The following is a 19,514-nucleotide window of genomic DNA, read 5'->3' as shown; positions in this document are numbered from 1 at the left end:
TTTTTTAATTGTCATTAAATAACAATAAGTTAAGTCTATTTTGCTAGCTGGCACGCAGCTTGAATTCAGTAATGCAGCAGTACCGAACCACTGAACTGAATTTGCAGGAGCAACACCATGCGTAACTTAACTACAGTAGCCTTTATTTCGATCCTCGGTTTAAGCAGTACTGAGTTATTAGCGGACACCAAGCAGGAGCTGACGATTCAGCTCGCAGTGCAGCAGTACCATTTAAAACAACAGTTGGCCAGCGAAGTGCAACAACAAGCTGAGCAATCAATGAAACTCACTGTAACGGCACTGATGAATCAGCAGCCGGACCAGTTGAGTGACATTCAGCTGGCTCAGCAAAGCAAGGCGGCAACCGTACAGCAGGGTGCTGAATAAATGTTGGGCATGTTTGATTTCACCTTATTACTGATTTATCTGCTGCCTTTACTGGGGCTACTGTTAGGTGCAGTGCCAGCCATGTTAGTCTGGTATGGCTACAAACATGGCCAACCTGCCTGGTTTGCTGCACTCTGGCAACAGCTTTGGCCGGTTTTACGCTGTCGGCTCAGCGGATTTGGTGTAAGATAGCCTTGCTTATCAGTAATACAGGAATGAGCAATGCTAAGAGGTCTGATAATTGCGGGTCTGTTGTGGTTTGCACAGAGCACCGGCGTTCAGGCTGCCGATGTGCGGCTGGTACAGGGCGAAATCCGCTTGCCTATGCCCGGTCGCACGGTCACGGCAGGCTATGTCAGTATTCAGAATCAAAGCCCGCAAATGCTGGAGTTAGTTGCTGCCAGTAGCCCGCTGTTTCAGCGGATTGAGCTGCACACCCATATCGAGCAAAATGGCATGATGCGCATGGTGGAGGTTGAAGGGATCGAACTTGAACCCGGTGCCACCCTGCAAATGCAACCCGGGGGGCTGCATTTGATGCTATTTGAGCCGAAGCAGTCGCTGGCTTTAGGTGAGAAGGTACCCATTCAATTACGTTTTACCAGTGGCAGTGTGCTGCAACTGGAATTACCTGTTACTGCTATGCCAATCCGATAGGACGATTCAGATGAACAAAACCACTATAGCGGCTGTTTCTGCACTGTTATTGCTGATCTTACTTTGGTTATGCGGCTGGTGGGTTAGCCGTGAACCGGACTTGGTCATCGAAGACGTTCAACAGGGTATGCAACAGGAAGACGGCAGTCGGGTTGTCGGTTACAGCACGACTACTGCACTAATCCGCGTTACAGAAACCTTATTACAAAAGCGGGGTGGCTATCTGGCTAACGACGTGCTGCCTCCATTTAGCCTGCTAGACAATATGCCGGCCTGGGAATTTGGTGTGCTGGAGATGTCACGCGATCTGGCGCTGGCACTGCGCAAAGATCTCAGTCGTTCGCAGTCACAATCTGCCGAAAATGCGTTCTTGCGTATTGCGCAGCCGCAATTAAATATTGACCATCGCAGCTGGGTGTTGCCCAGTGCCGAGTCAGAATATCGCAAAGCGATCGGACAATTATATTTATATCGCAACGGCCTGGCCGATCCGAAACAAACTGATAGCCAGTTTTACGCGCGGGCGGACAATTTGCGTGACTGGCTGAAAAATGTAGAAAAACGTCTCGGCAGTTACTCGCAGCGTTTAAGCGCCAGTGTCGGCCAGGAGCGGTTTAATACCGATTTAGCCGGGGATGTCGCCGCCCGTCAGTCAACCGAAGCGCCAGATCGACGCTATGTCAAAACCAGCTGGTGGCAGATTGACGACGAATTTTATGAAGCTCGGGGCGCGACCTGGGCACTGTTGCATTTTTTAAAAGCAGTGGAAATTGATTTTGCCGAAGTACTGCAACGGCGCAATGCAATGGTCAGTCTGCAACAGATTATCCGGGAGCTGGAAGCTGCCCAACAACCCATTCACAGCCCGATGATCCTAAATGGCAGTGGTTTTGGAGTGCTGGCGAACCATAGCCTGGTCATGGCAAATTATATCTCCCGCGCTAATGCCGCCTTAATAGATTTATCTGAATTATTACAACAAGGATAGTAGATGAAAAAAGCGTCTTTATTACTGATCACGGGTTTGCTGTGCCATACCAGCCCGGTATTAGCTGATACGGTGTTAGGTGTACACGCCGGTTTCGATTATTGGGCGCCACAGAGTAAAGGTGGTTTTGCCAACAGTAGCCAGCTGCAGGACTTTCGGTTTAATGATCGCAATCAGTCAGGATACTATCTGGCATTAGAGCATCTGATCCCAGTACTGCCGAATGTGCGGGTTCAATATCAAAGCTTAGAAAATCAAGGTTCTAACACCCTTGCAACCGATTTTACTTTTGCTAATGTGAACTTTGCCGCTGGCAGTGAATTGCATAGCAAACTTGATCTCAGTCATACCGACTATGTGCTGTACTACGAATTGCTTGATAACGCTCTGGTACAACTGGATTTAGGGGTAGCGGCAAAACATCTGCGAGGTGAGATCGGTATTCAGAGCAACCAACGCAATGCGCTACAGGATGTCAGTCAATGGTTGCCCTTGCTCTATCTGGATACACAGGTTACGCTGCCAGCAACCGGCCTGGATATTTTTGCCAGTGGCCAGGCTACCCGTTTTCAGGACAGTCATTATTACGATGTACAAGCCGGTATTGGTTATCAGTTGATTGATAATCTGTTGGTGGATGTACGGCTCAAGCTGGGTTACCGGGCGATCGATATGCAACTTGATGATCTGGATAACCTCTATGCCGAATTAAAATTTAATGGTGTTTTTGCTGGGATAGCCGTGCACTTTTAATCCTGGCCAGCGCCACTTGAGCCTGGGGTACTTTAGACATATAGTGGGCTCCTGTTTTTTTTGGCAATGAGCACTATTTTGACTGCTTTTTTTCGTTATCTGCTGCCGTGTTATCTGATAGCTGCTTTGTCACTATTGCTGGCGGCATTTTTTTGGCAGCAACATCAGCAGCAACAGGTATTAAAAGCGCAACTGCAACAATATGCCGATACAGTGCAACTGAGCTTAAAGCCAACCCTGGGCTCTTTAAGTGCGGAGCAGTTAAGCCAACGACTGGCAGAATTACAGTTTAGTGCCGTATTCCCGGTTGCTACCCTGGCGTTATATCAAGCGGACGGGCAATTATTGGCGGTGGCCGGTGCAGAGCAGCCATTGCCGGCAGCGGATCAGTTAATGAGTTTTGGCCAGAGTCGACTGCAAAAAATTAATGGACGCTGGTTGGCGCTGCAAGCAATAAAATCCCAGGCCTTACCCTTCGAGCAATTTGGTAGTGCTAACAACTTAGATCTTCAGCTGCTGATTATTCCTGATACCCAGCCTTGGCAGTGGCAGCAGCATTGGCCGATATTGTTGGCATTGTTTTGGTTATCCTTGCTGCTTTGGCTGGCAGCTCTGGTGCTGCGGCAGCAAAAACACAGGCAACAGAGTCTGTTAGAATCTGTTGCACAGCGGCTGCTTTCGCCGGATGCAGAATCAGATAGCTCGGCTATGTTAAGTCCGACTTTGCATCAGGCGTTACAACGTCATTGTACTCAGCTGGCACAGTTACAGCAGCAGTTACAAATCAGTACCGAACAGGCTGCACAAGCGGCTGATGAGACATTGCACTGGCAGGCTTTACACAGCGCCCAGCTACAACGGCAACAACAACAACGACAATGTGTGAACCGCTGGCTACTACAAGCCCAGCTGTTATGGCAACGGCAAGAGCAACTCTCTCCAGCTTTGTTCAGTGCTTTATTAAATCTGCAACAGCATTATGCCCGCTATCAGTTTGGTAGTGTTGAAACCCAGCCCGAGTCTTTGCAATTGGCTAGTTGGTTACAGCAAGCGTTACCTGCCTTGAACAGTCTGCTGCCGGATGGCTCTTCGTTAGATTGGTTGGAGGGGAGTGACAACCTGACGGCGACGCTAAGTATTGATCCCGAGCAATTGTTTCTGCTGCTGCAAGCGATGCTTGCGTTGGGGCTGCGTTCAGAATCCGGTCGCCGGCTGCAGTTTAGGGTGGTGTTGGATTGCTCAGTACCCACTACACTGCGCTTGCAGTTGAATTGTGATGGTAACGGATTACCCCGGCATCTAAGCCGCCAATTAGCTGAGGGTAAGCTTACGGATCTGCAATGGCGGGATGCCGACATTGCGCTGTTACAGCTGTTATCGCAAAAAGTGCAGGCCGAGTGCAAAGTCGAATCCCTTGATGGCCTTGGCCTTAGCCTGAATGTTAACTGGCCGTTGTCATGTGAAAGCTTAGCGTCCGAAAGTCTACCTGGTAGCGTATTGTTATTCGATGCGGATCCAGAGCGACTTAGTGAACGTCTGGCCGCACTGAGCGGTTACACTTTACAACTATCGAGCTGTAATAGCTTGTCTGAACTACAACAACGGCTGACGGAACAGAACTATCAGCTACTGATTCTGATGTTACCCGGGCAAATACCCGGAGCAGAATGGCAGCGTTTTTTACAACAAGTTACCATGCCTTTTGTCGCTTATGCACCACCCTTGAGTTTCAGTCAGTGGCAACAATTAGTGCCCTGTCGGCCAAGTGCCGAGTTTTGTTTGGCGGCTGTGCCACAACTCTTTGCTGAAGCAACCCGTTTTAGCCGAAAAAAGTTACTCGTCGTGGATGACAACGAAACCAATCAGGCATTTATCAACGTATTAATTCAGCAGCGATTAATTGAGTTATATGCGGCACATTCAGCTGAGCAGGCCTTAAGTATTTGTCGGCAAACGCAATTCGATTTAATTTTATTGGATATACAATTACCGGACTTACCAGGTACCGAGGTGGCGAAGCAGTTACGTCAAATGCCGGATTACCGCGACATCCCGATTCTGGCATTTACTGCTCATGCGCTACCGGCAGAAATCGCCGCATTTAAGAGTGCTGGCATGAACGATATAGTATTAAAACCGTTAGACCCATGTAAGTTTGATGCACTGCTGAGCAGTTATCGGCTATATTAACAGCAAGGGTCGCTGAAAATTAACGCAGGGCGGGATTTCTTTTTTCGCAAGGAAGCGGGTATATTAGATGCAGGACAATACAAGGTTCAGCCAATGACGCCAAAAGAAACAGATGAAGGATTTCTGTTTTTAGCAGAAGACGACAGTACTCAGCTCCCAAGCCAGACTCCGATTGGTGCCTGGGCTATTTTGATTGTCGACGATGATCAGGAAATTCATACCGTTACTAAGCTGGCGCTAAATGATCTTATTGTGCTGGGAAAACGGTTAGAGTTTCATCATGCTTACTCCGGCGAGCAAGCAATAGATTTTTTGCGTCAGCACAGCGATACCGCGCTAGTGCTGTTAGATGTGGTGATGGAAACCGATAATGCCGGTCTGCAAGTGGTCAAGCGGATCCGTGATGAGCTGCAGTTAGATGAACTGCGCATTATCTTGCGTACCGGACAACCAGGTTATGCCCCAGAAGAAAGTGTCATTAAAGAATATGATATTAATGACTACAAAACCAAAACTGAGCTAACCCGCAGTAAGCTGGTTACCACCATCATTTCTTCGATCCGTTCTTACCAACAAATTAAAACCATTAATCAAAACCGCCGCGGTTTGCAGAAAATAATCAAAGCGGGTGCCAACCTGTTAGAGCAACATTCGCTGCATGAATTTTCAGAAGGTGTTGTCACGCAGATTTCATCGCTTATTGGCTTGCATGCGGAGGGCGTACTCTGCGCCCAGATTGAAGATGATGGCACGGCCAGCGATAAAATTTATGTACTCGGTGCGGCGGGTAACTATGCGCCCTTTATCAAATGCCAGTTAGAACGGTTAGATAATAAACGGATTGTTGAACAAATTAATCTGTGTCTGAAAACCCGGCAGCATATTTTTGCCGACAGCGACACCGTATTATATTTAGGTAACGACAAGCACAATGCCGCCGTCTATATTGAAACTAACCGGCCGATTGAGGAAGCGGACAAGCAGCTGATCGAAGTCTTTCTGAGCAACATCTCAGTTGGCTATGAAAACGTCGCGCTTTTTCAGCAGTTGAAACATGCGGCCTATATTGACCCACTGACCAAAACACCAAACCGCAACGAATTTATTCAGATCCTGCAGGATACCCGGCGCTTTGAACCTGAGCATATGGTAGCGGTGTTAGTCGATATCGACCATTTCTCCGACGTGAACGATGGTTTGGGTCAGGATGTCGGTAACGAGTTATTAATTGCGATTACGCTGCGTTTAATCGAACACTTTGGCGCCAGTTCGCAACTGGGGCGAATTGGCGCTGATGTGTTTGCGCTGGTTGGCCCGGAACAAGAACTAACACCGCAAAAACTGACGGCGGTGTTTGCACAACCATTTCAGGCGTCAGAACACAGCTTACAGGTGAATGCCACCTTTGGTATTTGCCGGTTACGCGATGCCGCTGAACAGGGTATGGTGATTATGAAGCAGGTCTATATTGCGCTTAACAAAGCGAAAAAGACCGTTGGCTCGCATCACCAGTATTATGAGCCGGCAATGGAAGAAGAAGTGACTGAGCGTTTAACCATGCTCAGAATGCTGCGGGCTGACTTTGCCCTGGATAAATTAGAGCTGTGGTATCAGCCGCAGTTGTGTTTGAAAACCAAAAAAGTCGTCGGTATGGAAGCCCTGTTACGTTGGCCACATCAACCCGGACAATACATTTCACCCGCAGTTTTTATTCCGTTGGCGGAATATTCCGGCTTAATCGTTGATATTGGTCTTTGGGTGCTGGAGCAGGCTTGCAAGCAACTACAGCAGTTGTCCAGCCTCGGTTGTGGCGCTTTGCGTATTGCGGTTAATGTGTCGATGCCACAGTTTCGCTCACCACAGTTTGTACCGGCAGTCATTGAAATAGTCGAACGGTATCAGGTCAAGCCGGAGCTGCTGGAGTTGGAGATTACCGAGTCCGTAGTGATGGATGAGCCAAAAATTGTCATTGATGCGCTGGAGGCGCTAAAACGCTTTGGTATCAAAGTGGCAATTGATGACTTTGGTATCGGCTTCTCATCACTCAGTTATTTACAGCAGTTACCGCTCGACCGCATTAAAGTTGACCGCGCCTTTGTTAATACTGTTGCGACCGAAGGTGGCGGCTTAATTGCAGAAACTATTGTCAGCTTGGGCAAACGAATTGGCCTATCGACCATCGCGGAAGGGGTGGAAACCGAGGCACAGTTGCAAGCGATTCTGGCGATGGGCTGTGATGAAGTTCAAGGTTATTTGTTTGCTAAACCGATGCCGGCACCGCAATTAATTGAGTATCTGCGGCAAAATCAGGGCGGTTGTATTCAGTTCTAACGGTAGCCACAGTGTCAGATAAAAAAACCGGAGCTCGCTCCGGTTTTTTGTCTCAATCTCAATAGCAGCGGTTTACTTTTTCGCCCGCTCGAAAGAGGTCATAATTTCAGCTTTCGCGGCGGCGGCGTCGGCCCAACCGGTGACTTTAACCCACTTACCTGGCTCCAGTTCTTTGTAACGCTCAAAGAAATGCTGGATTTGCTTTTTCAGCAGCTCAGGCACATCGTTGATATCCTGAATATGGTCATACAGTTTGGTCAGCTTGCTGACCGGTACGGCAATAACCTTGGCATCCTGACCAGACTCATCTTCCATATTCAGTACGCCAACCGGCCGACATTTAATCACGGCGCCTGGTACCAGTGGGTAAGGCGTTGGTACCAGTACGTCAACCGGGTCACCATCCAAAGACAAAGTCTGGTTCACAAAGCCGTAGTTGCACGGATAGAACATAGGAGTGGCCATAAAGCGGTCTACCCAGACGGTACCGGTGTCTTTATCCACTTCGTATTTGATTGGATCGGCATTGGCCGGAATTTCAATAATTACGTTAATTTCATCCGGCAGATTTTTGCCAGCTGCTACATCGCTTAAGCTCATCGCTTGGTCCTCTGATTAATTGCTGGCCGCCATTATAATGACGGCCGTAAAAATGGCTATTGATAATTAGTCTGATATTACCGGAGCAGTGCTATTTCTGTGGTAATTGACACAGGTTTCCACTTCGTGCTTCGACCCTAAAATCACTGCCACCCGTTGATGGATATCAGTCGGAATGATCTCCATAATGCGTTGATAGCCAGTGGAGCTGGCACCGCCAGCCTGTTCTACCAGAAAGCTCATCGGATTAGCTTCATACATCAGGCGCAATTTATCCGGCTTACTTGGATCTTTCAGATCGCGGGGATAGGCAAAGATGCCGCCACGACAGAGTACCCGGTGCACATCGCCTACCATAGCGGCAATCCAGCGCATATTGTAGTTTTTACCGCGTATCCCTTCTTTACCTTTCAGTAAATCGGCAATGTAATTTTTCATTGGCGCTTCCCAGAACCGCTGGTTCGACATATTGATGGCAAACTCAGCGGTATATTTCGGAATAGTAGCCTGTTCTGCGGTCAATAAAAAACCACCGTAGGTTTTATCCAGGGTGTACAAGCGGGTGCCTTTGCCGGTGGTCAGCGCCAGCATCGTTGATGGGCCATACAACACATAGCCTGCTGCAACTTGAGCGGAGCCTGGTTGTAAAAACTGGCTGGCATCACTGGCGTCCTTGTGTGGATCGGCGGGTAGAATCGAGAAAATAGTGCCGATCAGGCTATTGATATCGGTATTGGAGGACCCATCTAAAGGATCAAAGGTGACCAGATAACGGCCATGCGGATTGCCCGGTACGATATCATCCTCTTCTTCTGAGCTGATAGCTTTCACCACGCCGGTTTCCAGGATCACTTCTTTTAGTAATTCGTTCGCGATCACATCCAGTTTTTTCTGGGTTTCGCCCTGTACGTTTTCCGACAGCGTGGAGCCCAGCACACCAGCCAGTTCGCCCTGACTAACGCGAAAGGCGATTTCCCGGCAGGCCGCCAGGATAGTTTTTAACAACGAGATCAGATCCGGATCCACGCCATCTTGTTGCAGTACGGGTGAGATGCGACGCATTATAGTAGGTCCTTGTTATATTTTCGGGTAAGACAGAGTCAGACCGATTAAGCTTTCGTCCGGTACAAGTGGCGAAATCTCATTCAGTCTGGGTTATTTTAAAGAATTTATTCTTAAATTGCAGTTTTGATCGCAGCTTATTCTGCATTTGCTACAATAAGCCCCTGCTTAACAGAGAAGTACATTATGCATATTCATATTCTGGGGATTTGCGGCACCTTTATGGGCGGTATCGCAGCCCTGGCCAAAGCCCTTGGCCATCAGGTCACAGGTTCCGATCAACAGGTTTACCCGCCGATGAGCACTCAGCTGGAACAGCTGGGCATCAGTCTGACCCCGGGTTATGACCCCGCACAGCTGGAACCCGCCCCGGATCTGGTGATTATCGGTAATGCCTTATCGCGTGGTAATCCGGCCGTTGAATATGTGCTGGAACATAACCTGCCTTACACCTCAGGCCCACAGTGGTTATCCGAACAGTTACTGCAGCAGCGCTGGGTACTGGCCGTTTCCGGCACCCATGGTAAAACCAGCACCGCCAGTATGTTGGCCTGGATCTTAGACTATGCCGGTCTTAAGCCGGGTTTTCTGATTGGCGGTGTACCGCAAAATTTCGGCCTTTCTGCCCGCTTAGGTGAGGCGCCGTTCTTTGTGATTGAAGCCGACGAATATGATACGGCATTTTTTGATAAGCGCTCCAAATTTGTGCATTACCGGCCGCGTACACTGGTGATCAACAACCTTGAGTATGATCATGCGGATATCTTCCCGGATCTGGCGGCGATCCAGCGGCAGTTTCATCATTTGTTGCGCACCGTGCCGGCTTCGGGGTTGGTGTTATCTCCGGAAGCGACGCCTGCTGTCGCCGAGACGCTGGCTATGGGCTGCTGGAGCCAACGTGAAGCCTATGGCAGTGACTGGCAGGCCGAATTGTTAACGCCGGATGGCAGTCAGTTTGCGCTATATTGGCAACAGCAACAGGTGGCGCGGGTAAACTGGTCGCTCAGTGGCCAGCACAATGTTGATAATGCGGTAATGGCGATTGCTGCCGCGCGTCATGCCGGGGTCCCGGTTGGTGTTGCAGCCGAGGCCTTAGCCAGCTTCGTGGCACCAAAACGGCGGATGGAGCTAAAAGGCTCTCCACAAGGTATTGCGATCTATGACGATTTTGCCCATCACCCCACCGCGATTGCTACTACGCTACAAGGCTTGCGGGCGAAAGTGGGCCAGGCGCGGATTATCGCCGTATTAGAGCCGCGCTCCAATACTATGCGTCTCGGTGTGCATCAGGCCGCCTTGCCGCAGGCGCTGTTAACGGCAGATCAGGTATTTTTATATGAACCGCGCAATGCCGGCTGGTCGATGGCCGAGCTGGCCGCGCGGCTCTCGATGCCGGCCAGTGTTTGTTATGACATCGCTGAGCTGAAAGCCAGCATTCTGGCGCTGGTGCAGCCAGGCGATCAGATAGTAATAATGAGCAATGGCGCCTTTGGCGGCATTCATCAACAACTACTGGAGGCGCTGAGTTAAGCGTGGCCAGTCGATAGGAAAGCCAATGATAACCAGTAAAGAGATTACTCTGGCCTTTAGCGGTGCCTCGGGTGCGCCCTACGGTTTACGTTTGTTACAGGTATTGTTAGCGCAGGGTATTAAAGTGCATCTGCTGATGTCCAGTGCGGCGCGGGTGGTGTTTGCCACTGAGCAGCAATTGCAGTTAAGTGCTGCGCCGGAGAAATGCGCGCAGCAGCTGGAACAGTACCTGCAAGCGGCGCCCGGCCTGTTAAAGGTTTATGGTAAGGACGATTGGTTTTCGCCGGTCGCTTCCGGCTCGGCGGCGCCGAAACAGATGGTGGTTTGCCCCTGTTCTACCGGTAGTCTGTCGGCTATCGCGCAGGGCGCCAGTGATAACCTGCTGGAACGTGCCGCTGATGTGGTGATTAAGGAAGGTGGCAAGCTAATACTGGTGCTGCGGGAAAGCCCACTCAGTGCCATTCATCTGGAAAATATGCTGAAGCTGGCCCGCCTTGGCGTCTGTATTATGCCGGCCGCGCCCGGTTTTTATCATCAGCCACAGCAAATCAGTGATTTGGTCGACTTTATGGTGGCCCGGGTATTGGACCAGTTGGGCTTAGCGCAACAGTTAGTGGGGCGCTGGGGCTATGACGCCCGACAACAGCAAGCAGGAGAATAGCGTGACGCTGGCACTGGACATTAAAGACTTACATAAAATCTATCGTAGCGGCACAGTCGCACTCAGTGGTATCGATTTACAGGTACAGCAGGGCGATTTTTTTGCGTTGCTGGGGCCAAATGGTGCCGGTAAAAGTACCACCATCGGTATTATCAGTGCGCTGGTCAATAAAAGCCGCGGGCAAGTTAAGGTATTTGGCTTTGACCTGGATACCGAGCTGGAAGCGGCAAAAAGTCAGCTTGGCCTGGTGCCGCAGGAATTTAACTTTAATCAGTTTGAAACCTTGCTGCAAATCGTGGTCAATCAGGCCGGCTATTATGGCGTACCGCGTGCCGTGGCCTTACAGCGTGCTGAGAAATATTTAGGCCAGCTGGGGTTATGGGAAAAACGTCATGCCCGGGCCCGTGAGTTGTCGGGTGGTATGAAGCGGCGGCTAATGATTGCCCGGGCGCTGATGCATGAGCCAAGATTGTTGATCCTCGATGAGCCGACGGCTGGGGTCGATATTGAGCTACGGCGTTCAATGTGGGAGTTTTTACGCACGATAAATCAGCAAGGCGTGACGATTATTCTGACCACTCATTATCTGGAAGAAGCCGAGATGCTGTGTCGTAATATCGCCATTATCGATAAAGGGCAGATCATTGAGAACACCAGTATGAAAGCCTTGTTATCCAAGCTGGGTAAAGAAACCTTTATTCTGGATCTGGACCAGTTACCGGATAGTCTGCAGCTGGCTGGTTTTGTCTGGCGGAAGTTAGATCAACACAGTGTGGAAGTGGATGTGGAGAAAAGTGCCGGCTTAAACCCGATCTTCGAGCAACTTAGTGCGCAGCAGGTAAAGGTATTATCAATGCGGAATAAAGCCAACCGGCTGGAAGAACTCTTTGTTAATCTGGTTGAGCATGGCCGGGGGCAAACGAAATGAATGGCCGTTATCTGATAGCGCTACAAAGTATTCTGACCAAAGAAATTACCCGCTTTATGCGCATTTGGGTGCAAACCCTGGTGCCGCCGGCCATTACCATGAGCCTGTATTTTGTCATTTTCGGTAGCCTGATTGGCTCTCGGATCGGCGAGATGAACGGCTTTAGTTATATGGAATTTATTGTTCCCGGCCTGATTATGATGTCGGTTATTACCAACTCCTACGCCAATGTGGCCTCGTCGTTTTTTAGCGCCAAGTTCCAGCGTAATGTCGAAGAGCTGCTGGTAGCGCCGGTACCCAACTATATTATAGTGCTCGGTTATGTCGGTGGTGGTATGGCGCGCGGTATCTTAGTCGGCTTAATCGTTACGGTGTTGTCGTTATTCTTTGTCACCATCAGTATCCATAATCTGGCGATTATTATCTTAACCGTGGTCTTGACCTCGATGTTGTTCGCACTGGGTGGCCTGATCAATGCCGTCTATGCCAAAACCTTTGACGATATCAGCATTATTCCAACCTTTGTGTTAACGCCCTTAACCTACCTGGGCGGTGTCTTCTACTCACTGACCTTGTTGCCCGGATTCTGGCAGCAACTGGCGCAACTGAATCCGATTGTCTATATGGTGAATGCCTTCCGTTTTGGCTTTTTGGGTTATAGCGATGTCAATTTATGGCTGGCGCTGGCGGTAGTAGTAGGTTTTATTCTGGTGTTATTCAGCTATGCAATGTATTTGATCAATAAAGGTATTGGCTTACGCAGTTAGCGGCAATACAACACGGAATTCAGAAAGTTGCAGACATTTTTAAGTGGTTGCAGTACAGTTGAACGCTTTGCTGCGTATAAACGCTGACAGAGTTACAGCAGGTAACGACAGGCATGAACGACATCATTAAACGCCAGGCCACGGCTTCCGAAGAAGCACTGTGGCGTATTTTTACGATCCCGGAAGCGCCGGATTCGACCCTCAGTATTATCGAACAAAACCTGTCGCAGAATCTGGCCGGCTTTTTAAATGAAAGTATCGTAGCGGTGGAAAAACCGTTATGGCAGATTGAGCGGGATTTTCAGGCGTTCCAGATCCCGGAGCAGCCGTCCTTTGTTTCTGATTATACCGATACCATTATGCAAAAACTGGTGGCGCACTCAGTGCATACTGCAGCCCCCAGTTTTATTGGTCATATGACCTCGGCCTTACCCTATTTTGTGCTGCCGCTGTCGAAAATGATGGTGGGTTTAAATCAGAACCTGGTAAAAATCGAGACCTCAAAAGCCTTTACCCCGCTGGAGCGGCAGGTATTAGGCATGATGCATCATCTGGTGTACGGCGAAAAAGACGGCTTTTATAAAAAGTGGATGCACAGCGCTAATCATTCGCTGGGTGCCTTTTGCTCCGGTGGTACCATTGCCAATATCACTGCGCTGTGGATTGCCCGCAACCGCTTATTAAAACCGGACGGTGACTTTAAAGGTATCGCCAAAGAAGGCTTGTTCCGCGCGATGCAGCATTATGGTTATCAGGGGTTGGCGATAGTAGTGTCAGAACGTGGTCACTATTCGCTGGGTAAGGCCGCAGATGTGTTGGGTATCGGCCGTGATATGGTGGTGTCGGTCAAAACGGACGCCAATAACAAGGTGGACACTGCCGAAATGCGCCGGGTACTGGCCGACCTTGCGGAGCGTAATATTAAAGTGCTAGCCATTGTCGGCGTTGCCGGCGCCACGGAAACCGGCAATATCGACCCGTTAAATGAGCTTGCCGATCTGGCCGAGCAACAACAATGCCATTTCCATGTTGACGCCGCCTGGGGCGGTGCGACCTTATTGTCAGCTAAGTACCGGCATTTACTGGCGGGTATTGAGCGTGCAGACTCTGTGACCATCGACGCCCATAAGCAGATGTACGTACCGATGGGCGCCGGTATGGTGGTATTTAAACACCCGTCGACGGCGAACGTGATTGAACATCATGCCGAATATATTCTGCGTAAAGGTTCGAAAGATTTAGGCAGCCAGACGCTGGAGGGCTCAAGACCCGGTATGGCGATGCTGGTGCATGCCTGCTTACAGGTGATCGGCCGGCAGGGCTATCAGATCCTGATCGACCGCAGTCTGGAAAAGGCCCGCTATTTTGCGACGTTGATTAGCCATAATATCGACTTTGAACTGATCACTGAGCCGGAGCTCTGTATCCTGACCTACCGCTATGTGCCGGCGCAGGTGCAAAAAGCGATGGCCAGTGCCAGCCCGGAGCAGCTGCTGCGCTTTAATGAACTGCTTAACGGCCTGACCAAGTTTATTCAGAAGCGGCAGCGCGAAGAAGGTAAATCTTTCGTCTCCCGCACCCGGCTAACACCCGCCCGCTATCAGCGGCAGGAAACTATAGTATTTCGGGTAGTATTGGCCAATCCGCTGACCACAGAGCAGATTTTGCGTGATGTGTTAGTGGAGCAGGATCAGCTGGCTCAGCAGGATAAAGAGTTTTATCCTAAGCTATTACAACTGGCGGCGCAGCAACTGCACGGCTAGTTCGCGCTTTGAGAATAGGGAACAGGGAGTTTAGGATGGCAAAATTCTGGTTAGTCCTGCTGTTGCTGCTTAGCGGCTGTCAGCAGGCATATTACTCGACGATGGAAAAGGTCGGTGTTCATAAAAGAGATATTTTGGTCGATCGCGTAGAAAATGCCCAGAAATCACAACGTGAGGCGCAGGAGCAATTCAGTTCGGCGCTGGAGCAGTTTTCAGCCCTGGTCAAATATGATGGTGGCGATTTACAGCGGCAGTATAAACTGACTCAGGCGGAATACGATGCCTGTGAAAAGTCAGCTCTGGATGTGAAAAACCGTATTGATGCCATTGAGCAGGTCGCCGAAGCGCTATTTAAAGAGTGGCAGCAGGAGCTGAAAGAATATAGTAATCAGAGCCTGAAGCGTGATAGCGAACGCAAACTTAGCCAAACCCGCCGCCAGTACACTAGCTTGTTAGTGACCATGCGTCAGGCCGAAGCGACGATGCAACCGGTGTTATCGTCATTAAAAGATAATGCGCTGTATTTAAAGCATAATCTGAATGCCCAGGCGATTGGTGCGCTAAAAGGCGAATTTGGCAGTATTGAGCGCGATATCAGCCGTTTACTTGCCGAGATGAATAAAGCCATCGCTGAGTCAGAGCGCTTTCTGACTACCCTTAAGCAATAATCCCGCTATAAACGATAGCAACAGCACTAAGCAGGTTGGCCAGGCCGTAACAGAATATTTTGGCCAGCCGGCCTTGCGCCAGCTTTAAATCATGCAAACCATGATGCACGCGGTGCATGGCATGAAATAGCGGCAAACAAATGGCTGCGCCAGCGAAAGCCAGACCCGCTAAGCCCCAAAAACTCTGTAACAGTTGCTGAACCCGGCTATAACTGAAAGCCGCTTCTGGCAATAATCCGAGTGGGTAGAGCAGGCCCAGGGTTAATACCAGACCCGGAATCACCATTGCAAAGCAGACGCCACCGGCACTAAATAAGGCCCACCAGATCGGTTCATCTGAGCGTTTTGGCTGATTCATCCGATAGCTCCAAATAACCAGAGTAACAATAGCGCGACCACTAGCGTACCAAGCCACTGGCCAGCAATCATCAGCGGTGCCGGCAGTAGCGGCATCACCCGAGGAAAGAGCTCAAAAAAGGTTTTGGCATGATATAAGCTGGCCAGTAGCAGCAGTGTATTCAGCGCGATAACCCAGGGCTGCGCCATAAACGCCAGCCAGCTTTGATACTGACTTTCCCCCTGAGCCAGGCTATACAGGCCTGCCAGTAAACAGCCACAGAAAAACAGCAGCGGCAGCACAGTGGCTTCGCGCAGCATATAGCGCAGAAAAAAGCTATGTTTTAGCCACCAGCTGCGAGAGAGCGGTTGCAGATAGGGGCGGCGGGCGCCGGCAGAGTCTGGCATAGGGCCTCCTAAGGTTTAAAGATGCTGATCAGCATATCGGTAGCCGAGGCAACTTTGCCCTGATTGACGGCCGCTGCCGGATCCAGCTGCTTCGGACAGACATCGGCACAAAAGCCGACAAAGGTGCAGGCCCAGACGCCGTTTTTGCCATTTAGCTGCGGCATGCGCTGTGCTTTGCCTTGATCGCGGCTGTCGAGGTTATAGCGCTGCGCGGTGACAATCGCCGCTGGCCCCAGAAATTCCGGATTAAGGCCAAATTGCGGACAGGCGGCATAGCACAGGCCACAGTTAATACAGCTGGAGAATTTCTGGTACTTTTTCAGCTGCGCCGGCGTTTGCCGGTGCGGTTCAGCGCTGTTACTGTCATTAATCAGATAAGGTTTTACCGCTTGCAGATGGTCTAAAAACACCGCCATATCGCTGATCAGATCTTTCTCAATCGGGAAATGGTCCAGTGCGCTAATCGTCAGTTCAGCCGGATAATCGCGTAAAAAGGTTTTACAGCCTAGTTTCGGGATCTTATTCACCATCACGCCGCAAGAACCGCAAATCGCCATCCGGCAGGACCAGCGAAAGGCCAGCGTCGGATCCAATTGCTGCTGAATATACAGCAGTGCATCCAGCACCGAGGTGCTGTGGTCGAAGGGTACCTGATAGCGCTTTGCGCTGGGTGCCTGATCTTGTTCGGGATTATAGCGCTGAATAATTAAGGTTTTTTCCATCATCAGGCTCCTTGCTTAGCGGCAGCACCGTAGACGCGGGCTGCCGGTGGCAGGCTGGTGATCCTAACCGGTTGGTAACGCAGCGCAACACTGCCATCCGCCGCTCGGTAAGCCAGGGTATGCTGTAAAAAATCCTGATCATTACGCCGGGTCATACCCGGATCCAGCCGTTGATGCGCGCCGCGCGATTCTGTGCGTGCCAGCGCGCTTTCACAGAGTGTCAGTGCCACATCCAGGCCGAAACTCAGCTCCAGATACTGGATCAGCTCAGCGTTAAACACCTTGCTGTGGTCGCTTACCTTCAAATCGGCCAGCTGTTGCTGTAACGATACCAGGGTGGTGCGGCATTGCTGCATACCTTGTTCATCGCGATAGATACCACAACCTTGCTCCATCGCCAGTGTCATGGCTTTACGCAGGCTGGCGATGCTCTGTTGCTGTTTGCCACCGAACAGACTGGCCAGTCGCCGTTGTTGCGTTCGCGCCTGCTCTGTCGCTGCTGTTGAGTGGCTACGCGGCATCGGCGGCAGGCTTTGCGCGGCATGCTCGCCGGCGGCTTTACCAAATACCAGTAATTCGGTCAGTGAATTTGACCCCAGCCGGTTAGCGCCATGTAAACCCACCGAAGCGCATTCACCGACAGCATATAAACCGCTGATACGGGTTTCGCCGTGCAGCTCAGTCAGAATGCCGCCCATGGTATAGTGCACTGCCGGACGAATGGGGATCGGTTGTTGTACCGGATCGATATTGACGTAAGAACGTGACAATTCACAGATAAAGGGCAGCCGCTCGGCCAGTTTCTGCGCCCCCAGATGGCGTAAATCCAGATAGACGACAGCATGGCCCTGATAGTCAGCGGTAAGTCCGGCTTGTTGCTGCTGCCAGAACGCCTGCGACAGTTTATCGCGTGGCCCCAGCTCCATATATTTGTTTTGCGGTTGGCCCAAGGGCGTCTCCGGGCCCAGACCATAATCCTGCAGGTAACGGTAGCCGTCTTTATTCAGCAAAATCCCGCCTTCACCGCGGGCAGCTTCGGTGATCAGGATGCCGGAGCCGGGTAAGCCGGTGGGGTGGTATTGCACAAACTCCATATCCCGTAGCGCTACACCATGCCGGTACGCCAGCGCCATACCATCACCGGTGACGATGCCGCCGTTGGTATTGTAGTGAAACAGTCGGCCAGCGCCGCCGGTAGCCAGTATCACTTTCGGCGCCAGGATCTGGAATAGTTCGCCGCTATTCAGTTGCAGCGCCAGCACCCCCAGCACCTGCTGTTCACTGACTAGTAAATCCAGCACGAAGAACTCATCCAGCCGGCGGATGGCCGGAGATTTCATTGAGGTTTGAAACAACGTATGCAAAATATGAAAACCAGTTTTATCGGCCGCAAACCAGGTGCGTTCGGTTTTCATGCCGCCAAAGCGCCGCACCTGAACGCTGCCATCGGCTTTACGGCTCCACGGACAGCCCCAGTGTTCCAGTTGCACCAGCTCCTGATAAGCGGCTTTAACAAAGTGTTCCACCACCAGCTGGTCAGCCAGCCAGTCGCTGCCGGCAACGGTATCCTGAAAATGTGCGTCCAGACTATCTTCGGCCAGCGTGACGGCCGCCGCGCCACCTTCGGCTGCAACCGTATGCGAGCGCATCGGATAGACTTTGGACAGCAGACTAATGCGGGCATCCGGCCTGATCTGTGCCGCAGCAATAGCCGCGCGCAAGCCAGCACCACCGCCGCCGACCACAATAATATCCGTTGTTAAAACCTGCATCCTGCCTCCGTGATTAATTGCCGCTGGCGGCCCAGTACAGACCGGCACTGAGTAGTAAGGGATAAAGATGGCACAGCAACACATTCAGGCCAAGGTAAGGTGCCAGCTCGCGTGGTTTATCTGCCAGCCGGAAAATGCCAGGCAGAATTTTCAGCAACAGCGGCAAACTGAGTAAGCCAAGTAAGCTCTGCCAGGGCAGCGCACCCAGGGCAACACCAAGCAGCAGTAACAGATAGCTGGCAGCAGCCAGCAGACTATAAACACTGGCACTGTGGCGGCGGCCAATGACAATCGGCAAATGCCGGCGTCCGACCTGCCTGTCGGCTTCGACATCCGGAAACTGATTTAACAGCAACAGGTTGGAGACCAGCAAACTGATAATGGTGGCCAACAGCCAGGCCGCCATGCTGACTTGCTGTGCAAATACCCAAAACGCGCCCAGCGTCATCAGTAAACCAAAGCCAATGCCCGGCGCCAGCAGGCAGGCCAGAGGTGAGCGGTTCAGATATTGGGTATAGGCGTAAATAATCAGCACACCCGGAATACCAATCAGCAGCAGTTGCCAGCCATGCAATAAGGCGAGGTAAAGTCCGCCGGCGATCAGTAATGCTAAGCTGATCACGGCAATCGCCAATGCAGCGTAACTGGCAGCCGGATTAGCCACCAGAGTGCCGCTACCACCGCTAAAGGGCGTGCGCTCGGTCAGAAAATCCAGACCGGACTTAAAATCAAAATATTCATTAAAGGCATTGACGCTGATATGGGCACAGAGCGCCAGCAAGGTCACCAATAACAGGGTTGGCCAGCCAGGTGAGGCGCCGGCTTGCCAACTGGCGGTGACAGCCAGCAGGATGCAGACCAAGGTCAGAGTTAGAAAATTTGCCCGGCTGACGCCTAGCAGGGTGTTAAGCACTGATCTGCTCTCCATTCACGCCATTCTAAGAAGCAGCATAGCGGGTTTTGGGCGGAAAAACTTTGATCTCAGCGGTCT

General features: G+C 50.9%; 20 protein-coding genes. 13 read left to right on the top strand and 7 right to left on the bottom strand.

The genetic code is table 11. From position 1 onward, the window contains the following. Window positions 1-117 precede the first annotated feature (117 nt). The 7 genes from AGRI_RS07995 (at window position 118) to AGRI_RS07965 (ending at window position 7,306) form a co-directional block, all read left to right on the top strand. Window positions 118-387 (top strand): hypothetical protein, encoded by a 270-nt coding sequence (locus AGRI_RS07995; protein WP_008984449.1) that lies wholly within the window; start codon window positions 118-120, stop codon window positions 385-387. Beyond that, window positions 388-579 carry a hypothetical protein gene (locus tag AGRI_RS07990; protein WP_008984448.1) on the top strand — a complete coding sequence of 64 codons (192 nt, stop codon included), beginning with the start codon at window positions 388-390 and terminating at the stop codon, window positions 577-579. Window positions 580-609: 30 nt separating this feature from the next. Then, a complete protein-coding gene (locus tag AGRI_RS07985) occupies window positions 610-1,044 on the top strand; it encodes a copper chaperone PCu(A)C (RefSeq protein ID WP_008984447.1) in 435 nt (144 codons plus the stop codon). 10 nt (window positions 1,045-1,054) lie between these two features. Next, window positions 1,055-2,032: a DUF2333 family protein gene (locus tag AGRI_RS07980; protein WP_008984446.1), complete on the top strand. Its 978-nt coding sequence runs from the start codon at window positions 1,055-1,057 to the stop codon at window positions 2,030-2,032. 3 nt (window positions 2,033-2,035) lie between these two features. Then, window positions 2,036-2,785: a TIGR04219 family outer membrane beta-barrel protein gene (locus AGRI_RS07975; RefSeq protein ID WP_008984445.1), complete on the top strand. Its 750-nt coding sequence runs from the start codon at window positions 2,036-2,038 to the stop codon at window positions 2,783-2,785. 78 nt (window positions 2,786-2,863) lie between these two features. Then, window positions 2,864-4,975, top strand: a complete 2,112-nt coding sequence (locus AGRI_RS07970) for a response regulator (protein ID WP_008984444.1) — start codon at window positions 2,864-2,866, stop codon at window positions 4,973-4,975. Between the two features lie 93 nt (window positions 4,976-5,068). Next, window positions 5,069-7,306: a two-component system response regulator gene (locus AGRI_RS07965; protein ID WP_008984443.1), complete on the top strand. Its 2,238-nt coding sequence runs from the start codon at window positions 5,069-5,071 to the stop codon at window positions 7,304-7,306. Window positions 7,307-7,378: 72 nt separating this feature from the next. Here the strand turns inward: AGRI_RS07965 and ppa are convergent, their stop codons facing one another. Together ppa and AGRI_RS07955 are read right to left on the bottom strand one after the other, a co-directional pair. Continuing rightward, window positions 7,379-7,906, bottom strand: a complete 528-nt coding sequence (ppa, locus tag AGRI_RS07960; protein WP_008607132.1) for an inorganic diphosphatase — start codon at window positions 7,904-7,906, stop codon at window positions 7,379-7,381. Between the two features lie 66 nt (window positions 7,907-7,972). Further along, the gene (locus tag AGRI_RS07955; RefSeq protein ID WP_008984442.1) at window positions 7,973-8,968 is read right to left on the bottom strand and encodes a class 1 fructose-bisphosphatase; all 996 of its coding nucleotides are present in this window, start codon (window positions 8,966-8,968) and stop codon (window positions 7,973-7,975) included. Window positions 8,969-9,154: 186 nt separating this feature from the next. On the opposite strand from AGRI_RS07955, the gene mpl reads away from it, so the two are divergent. The 6 genes from mpl to AGRI_RS07925 all read left to right on the top strand — a co-directional run bounded on the left by mpl (window position 9,155) and on the right by AGRI_RS07925 (window position 15,285). Further along, on the top strand, window positions 9,155-10,498 hold the full coding sequence (gene mpl / locus AGRI_RS07950) for a UDP-N-acetylmuramate:L-alanyl-gamma-D-glutamyl-meso-diaminopimelate ligase (protein WP_008984441.1): 1,344 nt from the start codon (window positions 9,155-9,157) through the stop codon (window positions 10,496-10,498). 25 nt (window positions 10,499-10,523) lie between these two features. After that, window positions 10,524-11,159 (top strand): flavin prenyltransferase UbiX, encoded by a 636-nt coding sequence (locus AGRI_RS07945; RefSeq protein WP_008984440.1) that lies wholly within the window; start codon window positions 10,524-10,526, stop codon window positions 11,157-11,159. Then, window positions 11,128-12,087, top strand: coding sequence for an ABC transporter ATP-binding protein (locus AGRI_RS07940; RefSeq protein ID WP_202800793.1), 960 nt, complete (start codon window positions 11,128-11,130; stop codon window positions 12,085-12,087). Before AGRI_RS07945 ends, AGRI_RS07940 begins: the two co-directional genes overlap by 32 nt. Continuing rightward, window positions 12,084-12,854 carry an ABC transporter permease gene (locus tag AGRI_RS07935; RefSeq protein ID WP_008607141.1) on the top strand — a complete coding sequence of 257 codons (771 nt, stop codon included), beginning with the start codon at window positions 12,084-12,086 and terminating at the stop codon, window positions 12,852-12,854. The genes AGRI_RS07940 and AGRI_RS07935 overlap by 4 nt, the downstream gene beginning before the upstream one ends. A gap of 113 nt (window positions 12,855-12,967) precedes the next feature. Further along, on the top strand, window positions 12,968-14,617 hold the full coding sequence (gene panP / locus AGRI_RS07930) for a pyridoxal-dependent aspartate 1-decarboxylase PanP (protein WP_008607143.1): 1,650 nt from the start codon (window positions 12,968-12,970) through the stop codon (window positions 14,615-14,617). A gap of 35 nt (window positions 14,618-14,652) precedes the next feature. Beyond that, window positions 14,653-15,285 (top strand): DUF2959 domain-containing protein, encoded by a 633-nt coding sequence (locus AGRI_RS07925; protein ID WP_008607144.1) that lies wholly within the window; start codon window positions 14,653-14,655, stop codon window positions 15,283-15,285. Here AGRI_RS07925 and frdD read toward each other — a convergent pair. Genes frdD through AGRI_RS07900 form a run of 5 tightly spaced genes read right to left on the bottom strand, consistent with a single transcriptional unit; the run spans window position 15,275 to window position 19,451 of the window. Continuing rightward, entirely contained in the window at window positions 15,275-15,643 is a 369-nt protein-coding gene (gene frdD, locus AGRI_RS07920) for a fumarate reductase subunit FrdD (RefSeq protein ID WP_008984438.1), read from the bottom strand. The two genes, AGRI_RS07925 and frdD, sit on opposite strands and share 11 nt — an antisense overlap. Continuing rightward, window positions 15,640-16,029: a succinate dehydrogenase/fumarate reductase transmembrane subunit gene (locus AGRI_RS07915; RefSeq protein ID WP_008984437.1), complete on the bottom strand. Its 390-nt coding sequence runs from the start codon at window positions 16,027-16,029 to the stop codon at window positions 15,640-15,642. Before AGRI_RS07915 ends, frdD begins: the two co-directional genes overlap by 4 nt. A gap of 8 nt (window positions 16,030-16,037) precedes the next feature. After that, on the bottom strand, window positions 16,038-16,751 hold the full coding sequence (locus tag AGRI_RS07910; protein ID WP_008984436.1) for a succinate dehydrogenase/fumarate reductase iron-sulfur subunit: 714 nt from the start codon (window positions 16,749-16,751) through the stop codon (window positions 16,038-16,040). Between the two features lie 2 nt (window positions 16,752-16,753). After that, window positions 16,754-18,523 (bottom strand): fumarate reductase (quinol) flavoprotein subunit, encoded by a 1,770-nt coding sequence (gene frdA, locus AGRI_RS07905; protein WP_008984435.1) that lies wholly within the window; start codon window positions 18,521-18,523, stop codon window positions 16,754-16,756. Between the two features lie 13 nt (window positions 18,524-18,536). Then, the gene (locus tag AGRI_RS07900; RefSeq protein ID WP_237713045.1) at window positions 18,537-19,451 is read right to left on the bottom strand and encodes a prenyltransferase; all 915 of its coding nucleotides are present in this window, start codon (window positions 19,449-19,451) and stop codon (window positions 18,537-18,539) included. Between the last annotated feature and the right edge of the window lie 63 nt (window positions 19,452-19,514).

Origin of the sequence: Alishewanella agri BL06 (assembly GCF_000272005.1) — a bacterium.
Taxonomy (GTDB): Bacteria; Pseudomonadota; Gammaproteobacteria; order Enterobacterales; family Alteromonadaceae; genus Alishewanella; species Alishewanella agri.
Note: the sequence above shows the minus strand (reverse complement) of the source record. Positions and strands in the feature narration are given on the sequence as shown.